Annotated in this window: 12 protein-coding genes; 8 read left to right on the forward strand and 4 right to left on the reverse strand. The window is 47.4% G+C overall.

The window, feature by feature from the left end; all coding sequences use genetic code 11:
• Positions 1 to 146 (reverse strand): hypothetical protein (locus GX117_02265; GenBank protein ID NLO32172.1); only part of this gene is annotated, 146 nt, incomplete at its 3' end.
• Between the two features lie 165 nt (positions 147 to 311).
• Here GX117_02265 and GX117_02270 point away from each other — a divergent pair.
• The 8 genes from GX117_02270 (at position 312) to GX117_02305 (ending at position 8,885) form a co-directional block, all read left to right on the forward strand.
• Complete coding sequence (locus tag GX117_02270; protein ID NLO32173.1) at positions 312 to 854, forward strand: O-acetyl-ADP-ribose deacetylase; 543 nt, start codon at positions 312 to 314, stop codon at positions 852 to 854.
• A gap of 101 nt (positions 855 to 955) precedes the next feature.
• Complete coding sequence (locus GX117_02275; GenBank protein ID NLO32174.1) at positions 956 to 2,491, forward strand: glycine hydroxymethyltransferase; 1,536 nt, start codon at positions 956 to 958, stop codon at positions 2,489 to 2,491.
• Between the two features lie 122 nt (positions 2,492 to 2,613).
• Entirely contained in the window at positions 2,614 to 2,991 is a 378-nt protein-coding gene (locus tag GX117_02280; GenBank protein NLO32175.1) for a CoA-binding protein, read from the forward strand.
• A 94-nt stretch (positions 2,992 to 3,085) separates the two neighbouring features.
• A complete protein-coding gene (locus GX117_02285; GenBank protein NLO32176.1) occupies positions 3,086 to 4,012 on the forward strand; it encodes a serine/threonine-protein phosphatase in 927 nt (308 codons plus the stop codon).
• Between the two features lie 363 nt (positions 4,013 to 4,375).
• Positions 4,376 to 5,986 carry an alginate export family protein gene (locus tag GX117_02290; protein NLO32177.1) on the forward strand — a complete coding sequence of 537 codons (1,611 nt, stop codon included), beginning with the start codon at positions 4,376 to 4,378 and terminating at the stop codon, positions 5,984 to 5,986.
• A gap of 292 nt (positions 5,987 to 6,278) precedes the next feature.
• Positions 6,279 to 6,647 (forward strand): hypothetical protein, encoded by a 369-nt coding sequence (locus GX117_02295; GenBank protein ID NLO32178.1) that lies wholly within the window; start codon positions 6,279 to 6,281, stop codon positions 6,645 to 6,647.
• A gap of 2 nt (positions 6,648 to 6,649) precedes the next feature.
• On the forward strand, positions 6,650 to 7,456 hold the full coding sequence (locus tag GX117_02300; GenBank protein NLO32179.1) for a bacteriocin family protein: 807 nt from the start codon (positions 6,650 to 6,652) through the stop codon (positions 7,454 to 7,456).
• A gap of 58 nt (positions 7,457 to 7,514) precedes the next feature.
• Positions 7,515 to 8,885, forward strand: coding sequence for a TrpB-like pyridoxal phosphate-dependent enzyme (locus GX117_02305; protein ID NLO32180.1), 1,371 nt, complete (start codon positions 7,515 to 7,517; stop codon positions 8,883 to 8,885).
• A 25-nt stretch (positions 8,886 to 8,910) separates the two neighbouring features.
• Here the strand turns inward: GX117_02305 and rfbD are convergent, their stop codons facing one another.
• The 3 genes from rfbD to GX117_02320 form a co-directional block, all read right to left on the reverse strand.
• Positions 8,911 to 9,807: a dTDP-4-dehydrorhamnose reductase gene (gene rfbD / locus GX117_02310; GenBank protein ID NLO32181.1), complete on the reverse strand. Its 897-nt coding sequence runs from the start codon at positions 9,805 to 9,807 to the stop codon at positions 8,911 to 8,913.
• Positions 9,808 to 9,951: 144 nt separating this feature from the next.
• Entirely contained in the window at positions 9,952 to 10,869 is a 918-nt protein-coding gene (locus GX117_02315; GenBank protein NLO32182.1) for a hypothetical protein, read from the reverse strand.
• A 79-nt stretch (positions 10,870 to 10,948) separates the two neighbouring features.
• Positions 10,949 to 11,800 (reverse strand): DUF4091 domain-containing protein (locus GX117_02320; GenBank protein NLO32183.1); only part of this gene is annotated, 852 nt, incomplete at its 5' end.

Below are 11,800 nucleotides of genomic sequence, written 5' to 3' on the forward strand. Positions count from 1 at the left end.
GTGATATGACCGTCCATCCAATACCAGTAACACCGGGGCTTGGTACTATCAGGCGGATTATGAAACAGGCTTTCTAAATCATCGGCATGGACAGAGGCAGCAACGAGAAGACTCCCAACAACTAACATCATCCGCAACGGAACCATCGTAGATCTCCTTATTATGCATTTATGGGTAAAGGTGGAGGTCATTGTAGCCCTCAACGCTAATATCAGGCAAGCCGCTGACGATCTCCAACACAACAACATGGTATTATATAGACTTCAGCTAAAACGAGTATCGTTATATACGCTATTACAAGGGAGCTAAAAATGAGTGTACCTTTCAATAACACACGGATAGAAGTAAGGAAGGGCGATCTTACGAAGGAATCCGTTGACGCTATTGTAAATGCTGCCAATAAGACGCTTCTCGGCGGCGGCGGTGTGGATGGAGCCATTAATCGCGCCGGCGGCCTAGCCATCCTTGAGGCGTGCCGCAAATTAAAAGGTTGTTCCACGGGAGATGCCAAAATTACCACCGGCGGTACGCTATCCGCCAAGTACGTAATTCATACTGTCGGCCCCATCTATGAAGATGGAAAGCATGATGAAGCACTTTTACTGGCATCCTGTTACCGGCGTTCTCTTGAGGTGGCTTTGGAATATAATGTCAAAAGTATCGCTTTCCCTGCCATTAGCTGCGGTGTATACGGGTACCCCCATAAAGATGCTGCTTTAATTGCCATGCATGCTGTGAGAGACTTTTTGGACAAGCATGAGGGCATCAATCTAATCCGCTTTATCTTGTTCAGCCAAGACCTGTACACCCTCTTCGATGATGCGCTCAAAGAGGTTTTTAAAGAATCTTTTTAGTAAAGAATAACATTCGCTTGAACCATTTCAGGGTTGAGGGGTACTATAACCTAATATTTCCCCGAGTATCAAAATCCCACATTTAAAATAAAAGGAGGCTTATGTTCTCTAATTCTGCTCTGCATCGCTATTTACACAATCAGAGTGTAGACAGTGTTGACCCCACATTCTTGGCGTATTTGGCTAATTTGTCGGTTGTTGCATCGGATAACCCTGAAGTGGCTGCGGCCATCGTACAGGAGCTTGAAGATCAACGCCGTTATTTAAAATTAATAGCCAGTGAAAATTATTGTTCACCTGCAACCCAATTGGCTATGGGAAATCTGCTGACCGACAAGTATGCGGAAGGTGTTCCTTTTCAACGCTTTTATGAAGGCTGCGACAATGTCGATTATATCGAAGATTTAGCGAGTAAAGAGGCGTGTACTCTCTTCGGCGCAGAACATGCCTACGTACAACCCCATAGCGGTGCCGATGCCAATATGGTTGCTTTTTGGGCTATCTTAACAGCCCGCGTAGAAGTGCCTTCTTTAGAAAAGTTGGGCATTACCAATCCTGCAGCCTTATCCAACGAAGACTGGAACAAGGTCAGGGATGCCATCAATAACCAACGCTTATTAGGCATGGATTATTATTCCGGTGGACACTTAACCCACGGTTACCGACGCAATTTGTCCGGGAAGATGTTTGAATCTTTCTCTTACACCGTAAACCGTGAAACGGGATGGTTGGATTATGACGAGATAGAGGCGATGGCACTGGAATTACGTCCCTTGATTCTCTTGGCAGGATACAGCGCCTATCCGCGCCGCATTAACTTCAAACGTATGCGCGAAATCGCAGATAAAGTGAATGCTGTCTTTATGGTTGATATGGCGCACTTTGCCGGCTTGGTTGCCGGAGGTGTTTTCCAAGGAGAAGAAAATCCCGTTCCCTATGCCCACATTGTTACGTCAACAACCCATAAGACGCTGCGCGGCCCACGGAGCGGTTTCATACTTTGTCAAAAGGAATTCGCTGAGTATGTGGACAAAGGATGTCCTCTTGTGCTCGGCGGTCCCTTGCCTCATGTACTGGCGGCCAAAGCAGTTGCTTTTAGAGAAGCCAACAGACCTGAATACAAACAGTATGCGCAACGTGTTGTTGAGAATAGCCGCGCCTTGGCGAAAGCATTGACCGACAGAAACTTTACCCTTGCAACAGGCGGCACGGATAATCACCTCTTACTCATTGACGTAGCGGCAAGTTGTGGATTGACCGGCGCACAAGCGGCTGCTGCCATTCGAGCCTGCGGCATCACCTTAAACTTTAATTCCCTTCCCTTCGACGCAAACGGACCGCTCATCACCAGTGGACTGAGACTGGGAACAGCGGCAATTACCACCTTGGGTATGACGCCGGCGGAAATGGAAGAGATCGCTGCCCTGATCCGCAAAATTTTGGATCACACGAAACCCGCCTTGTTAAAAACCGGAAACAACGCAGGAAAACCGAGTAAGCGGATGTTTGAGCTGGATCAACACATTCAACAAGAGGTATTGGATCAAGTCAAGCAATTACTGGATCGTTTCCCGGTCTATCCCATGCTTAATCTCGCTGTATTAAAAGAATATTTTCCGGCCCCTGAAAAAGAATAGTGGTATACTCTATGTAATGCGTTTGTAGGCATCGTTTAAAATCGGCAGTGAAGCCTTTATTTCTCGCACACATAACGTATACAAACTTGTGTGTTAGCAAGCAATCATAAGAAGGAATAGCCATGTCCATTATTGTAATCGTAGGTGCTTCCAAGAACAGGAAAAAATTTGGGAACAAAGCAGTGCGTGCTTTTCTTCAAGGCGGCTGGACAGTCTATCCGGTGAATCCCACTGAAGCGGAAATTGAAGGCGTAAAAAGCTACAGTTCCATTGATGATGTGCCCGAACCGGTGGATCGTGTTACCTTGTATGTCGCGCCTGAAGTGGGCATCAAACTGTTGGAACAAATCGCCGCCAAAAAACCGACTGAGTTTTTTCTTAACCCGGGCTCTGAAAGTCCCGCGTTAATTGAGGCCGCGGAAAAGCTCGGCTTAGAACCCATATTGGCCTGCAGTGTTGTTAATATTGGTCTGCGGCCGGAAATGTTCTCAGACGAATAAAAGGCTTGTTTATTTTGTGATTGATAGGGCAGGCTAAGAATAGGGTGCTATCAATACCGGGAGTTGCTGCATTCTCTTGGAGGGAGTTGATCTAATGCATATTGACGCTGCTGCTTTGTCGCATATAGGGCGCAAAAAAGCAAAGAATGAAGATAGTTATGGAATGTTTGATAATAGCTTTCCCGGGATAAAGCTGTTTCATCAAGGAATGTTACTCACCGTTGCCGACGGTCTCGGAGGGCACACCGGGGGAGAAATTGCGTCAAAACTGGCCGTGTCAATCATGACGGATGTTTTAAAAGAAGGGCCCGTTGCGGAAAAAGATCGCGCCTCTGAAAGAGAAGACAGTTTTTTTCTTGACGCGATTTCAGCGGCCATGAAACGGGCCAACATCAGTATTTGGCAGACGAACAGGGAATTAATCAAAAGTAAGCGCCCCATGGGAACCACGCAATGTGCGGCGATTATACGACCGAACTATGTCTATTTAGGAAATGTGGGTGATTCGCGGGGATACTTGTTTCGGAACGGCTCCTTCATCGCACAAACAGAAGATCACAGCTGGGTAGATGAACAGGTAAAACAAGGATTGATGACGCTGGCGGCGGCAGAAGCGGATCGTCGTAAAAATTTGGTCACCCGCTGCATAGGTACCCATGAATCCATAGAAGTTGATACCTACCAATGGGGAATCAAAACGGGAGATCAGCTACTGCTCTGCACCGATGGGCTGACCAATATGGTTTCAGAAGATCTCATCGCCGACATTTTAAGCCGTCCCCTGACGTCAAAAGACAAAGTCAATTTATTGATTGACAAAGCCAATGAAAATGGGGGTAAAGATAACATTACCGCTATCTTGGCCTGGATTAATCCCGATCCCGGCGCGTTACGCCGAATGCGTATGAAAGCTTGGTTACGCAAGCGCCAGCAAAAAATAAAAATAGCGGTCTTGTTTATACTCAACGCCATACTGTTCTTTCTTCTGGGATACATCACCGGCTACCTTGTCAAAGGCTGAGCTTTGCGCCCGTGGCGTGCAGCCTTAAGTCAGTCGCTTGCAGCAACTGCCCTTCCCTTAAAAAAACTATCCGGTTATGTTGACAAAAACAAAAATAACCGTGTTTTTACAGCAATCCGGTAACCGCTTTTGAACCCACATCGCGTCAGCTATACCTTCAAATTCACAGACCTAATTTCGTTTTGGAAAAGTTGTTATTGCTAAGCATGCTTGGTATAATTTCAAAAGTCTGATACAAATTGTTTTTTTGCAATTCCCTGGAGTGGAGGACATATTGCGAGTACCCAGCTTATTAAGATGGGGAAGATTAAGACTGGTCAAAAGATATCTTGATCTAAACAACAAAAAATGGAGGAATGTTTCATGTTGTTTAAACATGCCGTGGCAAGTGTAGTGAGTCTCAAGCAAAACAATTTTTGGAAAAGCGTATTCAGTCTTTTAATATTTTGTTCCGTGTTTGGTTTTGTCTCGTATAGCGCCGTAGCCGAACTCACCCAAGTTTCCGTTGGCGGTGAGATACGTATTCGCGGGCGTTGGTACATGAATACCTGGGAAGATGAGAGACCGCTTCCCAATAGAATCAAAGCGAACTATCTGCCGTGGCGTCCCATAGGTCCATCGGGAACCATATCTCAATTTAAATGGGACAGCAGCGGCCGTAATTGGACCCGTTTAGAATCTTCCGTCAAGTTAAATGTAAAAGCTGATTTCACAAACAATGTCAGCGCTTTTATTGAACTCTATGACTGGTACGTTTTTGGAGAAAGTTTCCGCTCCAATTATCTGCTCGGCTCGGATAAACGGGCTGATGGACTTGATCAGGTTCAATTACATCAGGCGTATATAGAACTGCGCGAAATATTCGATACACCGGTCAGCTTACGTGTCGGCCGTCAAGAACTGCTTTTTGGTTCTGGATGGCTGTTGTCGAATATGTTAACGCCTTCCCAGTATCTGTTCCACGATGCCGTACGTCTCACCTACAACGATGCCAATTTTACGGTCGATGCGTTCATGGCGAAACAAAACGACAGTCTCCGTTTCTTTGATGAGCAAATTAACCTCTATGGTCTTTACGGCACCTATAAAGGTTTTGAGCCCCTCACCATGTCTGCCTACTGGCTCTATGTTCACGACAACACCGATATTGAATCAAGAGAACTGACATCGTGGGGCAATTGGGTGAATTCCAGATTGGGAAGACATTTTGGCTCTACCAACCTCCATACAGTAGGTACCCATCTTTTTGGAAAACATGCAGGATTTGATTATAACGTAGAAGTGGCATATCAATTCGGCGACGCCGATCATATCGGCGCTATGTTCGATAATGGCGGCTTCTTCAATGGAGATACAGGCGCGAAATATGACAATTGGGGCATGGAAGCCATCCTCGGCTACACCTTCACGGATGTAAGCTGGAAACCGAGATTATTCATACAGGGCGTTTATTTCCAAGGCGAAGATAACCGAAGCATCTCGTTTTGGGACTGGATGAATCCCTTCTACAAACCCCAAGCGAGCGTCTCTTTTAATCGGTTGTTCAGTGAAAAGAACTATGCGCCTACCATCAATGACAATAGCTTGCTGTCCAACTTCATTCAAGCGACAGCGGGTGTGGAAGTGCAGCCCACAGAAAAGGTACGCCTCCATCTGCATGTTGCCAAAAACTGGGCAGATGAAGCCTTTGATCCTCCCAAATCCATTAAGGTGGCAGGTCGTCGCGTTTACGTAGCGCCCGGATTGAGTTTCTGGACGGATAAAGGCAGCGATGATCTTGGCTGGGAAATTGCGGCGTGGGCGCGCTATGAATATTCTCAGGATTTGAGTTTCCTGCTCTACGGAAACGTGTTGTTTCCCGGAGATGGCTTAACACGCGGCAGTTTTCTACACTTCTTTGGCACTCAATTTAGTGGTGGAACCAGTGATGATACCGCCGGATATCTGTTTTGGATGGCGACCCTCAAATTCTAAATGCTTCGTTTAGACCCAAATAAAAGAGCGGCGCTTTAAGGGGCTGCAAAGCCTCATTCAGCGGTAAATATATTCGAAAATATCCTGAGATCGACGGAAGTGATGAAAGGTACTGCCCAGCAAAGTCCTTGATATATCTAGGCTTAGCCCAATAAAATGTGTTTTTTATAGGCGACTGGTGTTTGTACCTATAAAACGGGCATAATAGAACGGTTAGTTTTCCTATCACCGCGTTCAAGCAGTGATATACGAGTTGTTTATTCCATCTTTAATATCAAGAAAGGAGATTTTTATGGCAACCGGTTATCATGAGCCAACAGAAGAACTCTCTGTGAATGCACGCAATATGCATCGGGCACTGACCAGTTTAATCGAGGAGCTGGAGGCCGTTGATTGGTACAATCAGCGCGCAGACGTAACAGATGATGCAGCATTGAAGGCAATTTTGATTCACAACCGAGATGAAGAAATCGAACATGCCGCCATGACCTTGGAGTGGATCCGTCGTCAAATGCCGGAATTCGATGAAGAACTTAAAACCTATTTGTTTACCTCCGGCGAAATCACTGAATTGGAAGAAGATGCCATGGGTGGTAATGGCGAAGGTTCCTCTACGAAAAAGACCGGTCTTGGTATCGGATCGCTTAGGAAAGGACGTTAATCATGACTAATTCTTTAAAACGATTTTCCGCTCCCATTTCTGATTCTGTTTGGGATGAAATTGATGACAATGCGGCAGATATTCTCCGGTCTCGGCTGTCAGCCAGAACTGTGGTAGATTTTAACGGTCCCTTGGGCTGGGATGTCGATTCCATCGGCTTGGGCCGCACGAATATTGTTGATAATGGCGGTTCCGATAAACCGAGTTGGGGAACACGTCAATCCCTGCCTCTTGTTGAACTGCGTCAGCCCTTTATCTTAAGCCTAAGCGAACTTGAAAACTTAGAGCGCGGCGCGAAAGATGTCGACCTTGACGCCTTGGAAGCGGCCGCGAAAGCGATGGCAGCATTTGAAGAAAATATCGTGTACAAAGGTCTCGCCCAAGCCGGTATCGAAGGAATGCTCAGTGGCGCTGATACAGAAGCCATTGTTACCGAAGCCCAGCCTGCAGCCATGGTTGATGCTGTTGCAGCAGCCATTACGCAATTGAGAGAAAACAACATCGGCGGCCCCTATGCCTTGGTCGGTGGTTCAAAAGCTTTCGATATCTTGAGCCGTATTATCCAAGGTGGCGGCACCGTTTATCGCATAGTCGAACAGATGACGGGAAGCACTCCGGAGTGGAGTCCTGTGATTGACGGCGCGGCTGTTGTTTCCCTTCGCGGCGGTGATTATGAACTCACTGTCGGCCAAGATCTGTCGGTGGGCTACACCGGTCATGATAGCGATAACATTTCGCTTTACCTGGTAGAAACCTTGACGTTCCGCGTTCTTGAGCCTCGTGCAACCGTGGAAATAAAATTCAAATAATTGTTCTGAGCTATTAAGAGTCCATCCACTCTCTATCAACGAAAAGGATTTTTGATTTATGCGAGAATACGCCATTTTATTGGATGCAAAAAAAATGCCGGACGCTTGGTACAATGTGTTGCCGGATCTGCCTACACCGGCTGCGCCTGTATTGCATCCAGTAACGCAACAACCTGTTTCTCCGGATGACTTGGCTCCGATCTTCCCGTTGGGACTCATTGAACAAGAAATGAGTCCGCAGCGTCATATCTCTATTCCCGGCGAGGTGATGGATCGTTACCTCATGTATCGGCCCACACCTTTACGACGTGCCTATCGCCTTGAAGAAGCCTTGGATACGCCGGCAAAGATCTATTATAAGAATGAGAGTGTCACGCCGTCAGTAAGCCATAAAATCAATACCTCAATTCCCCAAGCCTATTACAATCTTGTTGAAGGCGTTCAATCCCTCAGCACCGAAACAGGCGCAGGACAATGGGGTACTGCCCTTTCCATTGCTTGTTCAATGTTTGACATGGAATGTAAAGTGTACATGGTTCGGGTCAGCTTCGAACAGAAACCTTATCGCAAAGGATTTATGGAATCTTTTGGCGCTACCGTTATTTCCAGCCCCAGCGATACTACCGAAATCGGAAAGAAAATACGCGCGCATAATCCCGATACAACGGGCAGTCTCGGCATGGCCATCTCTGAAGCGGTTGAAGTCGCTATTAAGAGCGGCGGCAAAGTCAAATATAGTCTGGGCAGTGTGTTAAACCATGTTTGCATGCACCAGACCATTATTGGCGAAGAAGCCATTTTGCAGATGGACAGTGTCGGCGACTACCCGGACGTCGTGATTGGCTGCTGCGGCGGCGGCTCTAACTTTGCCGGAATCGCCTTCCCCTTCATCAGAAACCGAATTCAAAAAGGATTGAATACGCGCTTTCTGGCGGTGGAACCTACGGCATGTCCGACCTTGACGCGTGGACCTTATGCCTACGATTACGGCGATACAGGACAGCTCACGCCGCTGATGAAGCAGTACACCTTGGGGCATAATTTTGTCCCGCCCGGCATTCACGCCGGTGGATTGCGTTATCACGGTGTGGCGCAGACTGTAGCGCATTTGAAGAAAGACGGCTTCGTGGAAGCCCGTGCCCTCTACCAAAATCCTTGTTTCAAAGCAAGCATGCTTTTTGCCAAGTGCGAAGGTATTCTCCCGGCTCCTGAATCGGGTCATGCTATTTTCGCAGCAGTGGATGAAGCAATGCGCTGCAAAGAATCCGGTGAAGCAAAGACAATCCTTTTCAATCTTAGCGGTCATGGCCATTTCGATATCGCTGCCTACGAATCATATTTGCGCGGTGAATTGGAAGACTACGACTTAGATGAAGAAATTCTTGAAAGGGGTCGACAGAGCATTCCCGATGTGAAAGAAGACTTTTAAGCCTGAATACCTAGCCTAAGTGATTTTATGCGGTCACGTTTGATGCATTGCATCGCGTGGCCGCATATTTTTTTAGTGCATCCCGCCAATGGGGCATGATATCCAAGCCGGCTTTTTCCGCTTTGTAGTTATCGAGAACTGTGTACGTTGCTTTTCGTACGCCGATCTGAAATTCTCTGCTTTGGACGGGCAACACGTCCATCTCTAAGTTGAGGATCTCTTTAACAGTCTGCGCAAATTCATACCATGTACAGGCACCCTTGCAGGTAGCATGATAGAGGCCCGGAGCCGCCTTTTCCGCTAATACCTTTATCTGGTGCGCCAACACGTCGACAGTGGTAGGCGTGGTCCACTCATCGTCAACGGCTCTAAGGGTCGCTCCCGTCGAAGCGCGATCAACCATGGTTTCAACAAAATTAAGCCGGCCTTTTCCCCGGCAAGGAGAATGGCCGTATAAGGCCGCCGTCCGAATAACAAGGTGGTTCGCCCAGTTGGTCATCACCAAATGTTCACCGGCAAGTTTGCTTGTCCCGTAAACATTCAAGGGTTGCGGAAGATCAGATTCACGATAAGGCAGATTTCGATTTTGGGAATCACCGCCAAAGACATAATCTGTGCTGATAGAGACCAATCGGGCATTGATTTGCCGGCAAGCTTGCGCGATTCCCATGGCTCCGGCAGCATTCACAGCAAAGGCTTTGTCCGGATGCGATTCACAGTGAACCAAGTCATGATAGGCCGCTGTATTGATGACCAAATCCGCTTTAAAATCTTGAAGACACTTAAGAACGGCGCTGTGATCGGTGATATCCAAAGGACAGTCGGTACTGTCAAGATCAGCTTGCAGTACATGATCCTCTTGAAATTCGGTGCATAAAGCTTTTCCGAGTTGCCCCAAGGCGCCGATAATCAAAACATTCATAGTATCTCCATCTTCTTTCAACGCTCCAATCAACTTCCCAAAACAGGCTTATATCAAATTCATTGTATCATAGCGCCCGCCCTCCGGTTTTAGAAAATAGGGAATAGGGTACACGCTTCAACACTAGCTCGAGGCAGACATCCGCTATTTTGTAGGCTGTAAGTCCGGTGTAAAGCGTGTGGGGGACACGCGGTAATCCTGGTCGTCAGGAAAAGAGACACAGTACCCTGTCTCCGGGTGACATTTCCCCCGTGGGAAATCGGTGCTGATAATTTGAGCACCACTGGCAAAGGCAGCATCGCGCCGGCTTGTGTCTCCCGCGCCTGCTTCTTTCAGTCCCGCATCTGCCCTCACACGAACGATCATTCCTTGGGCTATATATTTTTTGACGCGCTGAGAATAAGGATTATCCGGAACCGCAAAGGCGGCGTCCGATCTGTCGGGCGTTGAATTCACAAACATAAGCCTCCCTTCCAACGAAGGGTGCTCTTTCGTATAGGCTTCACGCAATTCAGTTCGGTTATGGAGGACAAAAAAGAATTTTCCGCGACAGTCAGACAACAGCGGCCATCCCTCGGACTGAACAGCGGCTGTTAGGGTTGCAGCGTTTCCGCGTACGTCATCAGGACTTAAGATTTTCGTTTTCGGCATCACTGCAAGTATTGTTTTTTCAAATAACGCTAATGTAGCGGCATCTGCCTTAAGCAGTTCTCTGCCGGACAGCAAAGATTCCGTGATTTTGAATTCAAGCAGAAAGCTAATTGGAATATGGTCAGGATGTTGAAGCGACCAATCGAGAACCAAGCGCAGACAATCCTCTATCTTTGGGCAGTGGCTTCCTTCGTCGAGTATCGGAATGTGATAGACAGCAAATTCATCTAAATAGGGATGAATGTCCAGTTCGAAACTACGTACTCCCTGATCTAGCTGTACATCCAAAGGATCGTGGCTATAACGCATTGAATTCGCCTCTTCTGTAAAGGAGGAGGCAATATCCAGCATCAATTCATCGGGTTCTACATGGTAGCTGTTGTGTGTACCAATGACTTGAATTTGGTTCAAGCGAAGGGGTGTTTCGTCTTGGGCAATTGCGCCGGAGCAACAAAGGGCACAGCAAACGAGAAGGAGCAGAATCCCAGCGCTAGTTTTGTTGCATAAGTTTTTCAATGGTCTTGGCAATTCTACTACGTTGTCTTTCAAGCAGTGCCGGGTCTTTGGTGTAATTACGTCTATCACGAACTATTCTCCGGGGTACTTCCGTTAATTCTATGTACGCCGCTTTTTCTGATTCGGACAAAGCCGCCTCATGATCATGGATCGCTTGTTTTAAGATTACAAAATATTCATAATCTTCGACACCGTCACGAAGCATCTCCCAACGGATGCTTTCAACAGGCCCCTCCAAAATGGGAGCCGTCGGACGGGCGTCGGCCGCTGATTCGGGGGGATATAAAAACCGGCCGTCACCATTGCCCCAAGGGCGCTTGTCTCCGGGCTTTGTATTGCCATCGCTCATCCACGACATAGGATCTTCATAGGGATTTTGTGGATGATCGGGGTAGGCTTTTGCGGTAGTCCATAAATTGCTCTGCCAGATCAGAATACCTTCAATATGGTATTTCCACGTCATCCAGAGCCACACCCTGAGATCTGTGCCGGGATGATCAATGAAGAGGCCGGGATAGGGCTGTTTAGGACCGGTACAGATATACCACCAAAAATGTTCCCCTTCTTTTCTGCGTTCCTCTGCTTTTTCGTGATTATAGAAGGATATCAATGGACACCATAGATTGGGACCGCCGATGAGTCCGGGTTCTACTTGCTCCGTCAGCATGAGTGCCATATCCGGCATGGCTGCTCGAAGTTGGTGAAAGCCTTTTAACACACGGGGATAATCGGCTTCCGTAGGCTCATCGTAAGGATAAACATAAGCTTTATCAAGCCATCCTCTCGCGCGCAGATGCTCTTGCACGCTTCGCCCATAGGCATTAAA

The sequence above is a fragment of the Candidatus Hydrogenedentota bacterium genome (genome assembly GCA_012523015.1).
Lineage (GTDB): Bacteria > Hydrogenedentota > Hydrogenedentia > Hydrogenedentales > CAITNO01 > JAAYBJ01.

Bases quoted from the DNA above. Each gene is read 5' to 3' on its own strand.
- GX117_02270 (NLO32173.1), top strand. From the start codon at position 312: ATGAGTGTACCTTTCAATAACACACGGATAGAAGTAAGGAAGGGCGAT.
- GX117_02275 (NLO32174.1), top strand. From the start codon at position 956: ATGTTCTCTAATTCTGCTCTGCATCGCTATTTACACAATCAGAGTGTA.
- GX117_02280 (NLO32175.1), top strand. From the start codon at position 2,614: ATGTCCATTATTGTAATCGTAGGTGCTTCCAAGAACAGGAAAAAATTT.
- GX117_02285 (NLO32176.1), top strand. From the start codon at position 3,086: ATGCATATTGACGCTGCTGCTTTGTCGCATATAGGGCGCAAAAAAGCA.
- GX117_02290 (NLO32177.1), top strand. From the start codon at position 4,376: ATGTTGTTTAAACATGCCGTGGCAAGTGTAGTGAGTCTCAAGCAAAAC.
- GX117_02295 (NLO32178.1), top strand. From the start codon at position 6,279: ATGGCAACCGGTTATCATGAGCCAACAGAAGAACTCTCTGTGAATGCA.
- GX117_02300 (NLO32179.1), top strand. From the start codon at position 6,650: ATGACTAATTCTTTAAAACGATTTTCCGCTCCCATTTCTGATTCTGTT.
- GX117_02305 (NLO32180.1), top strand. From the start codon at position 7,515: ATGCGAGAATACGCCATTTTATTGGATGCAAAAAAAATGCCGGACGCT.
- rfbD (NLO32181.1), bottom strand. From the start codon at position 9,807: ATGAATGTTTTGATTATCGGCGCCTTGGGGCAACTCGGAAAAGCTTTA.